Annotated in this window: 1 protein-coding gene; it reads left to right on the top strand. The window is 76.7% G+C overall.

The genetic code is table 11. From position 1 onward, the window contains the following. Positions 1–817: condensation domain-containing protein (locus VP06_RS33310; protein WP_048468116.1), on the top strand; the 817-nt coding region annotated here is incomplete at both ends.

Genomic DNA, 817 nt, shown 5'->3' with positions numbered 1-817 from the left:
CGGCCTCCTCGGCCGCGACCATGTCGGACGCCACGACGACTTCTTCACCCTCGGCGGCGATTCCATCGTCGCCCTCCAGGTCGTCGGCCGCGCCCGCCGCGCCGGCCTCCTCCTCGAGCCCCGCGATCTCTTCCGCCATCGCACCCTCGCCGCGCTCGCCGCCGCCGCCCGCCCGATCGCCGAGGACCGCCCGGCTCCCGAGGCGCTGCCCGAGACCGGCCCGCTGCCGCTGCTGCCGATCCAGGCCGCCTTCCTCCGCCAACCCGTTCCCGAGCGCCATCACTGGAACCAGGCCCTGCTGCTGGTCCCCCACGCCCTGCCCGGCTGGACGATCGTCGCCCAGGCCCTCGACGCCCTCGTCGCCCACCACCTCGCCCTGCGCCAGCGCTTCGTCGAGGGCCCGGACGGCTGGCACACCGAGACCCTGCCGCACGCCCCCGATCCCGACCGGCTCTGGCTTCGCCCCGCCCCGGACGACGACACCCTGGCGAGCCATTGCGCCCAGGCCCAGGCCAGCCTCGACCTCGGCCAGGGCCGCCTCCTGCGCGGCCTCGGCCTCGACCAGCCCGACGGCAGCCGCCGCCTGCTGCTCGCCATCCACCATCTCGCCGTCGACGGCGTGTCCTGGCGCATCCTGATCGACGACCTCGCCACCGCCTGCGACCATATCGCCCGCGGCGAGCCCGTCATCCTGCCGTCCGCCACCCCGCCGGGATCCTGGGCCCGCCGGCTCCTCGCCTGCGCCGGATCGCGCGCGCTCGCGGCCGAGCTCGACCATTGGCGCGGCCTGGACGACGCCGCCGCCGCGAGGCTGCCG

The sequence above is a fragment of the Methylobacterium aquaticum genome (assembly GCF_001043915.1).
GTDB classification, from domain to species: Bacteria; Pseudomonadota; Alphaproteobacteria; order Rhizobiales; family Beijerinckiaceae; genus Methylobacterium; species Methylobacterium aquaticum.
This window is presented reverse-complemented; position numbering and strand designations above follow the sequence as displayed.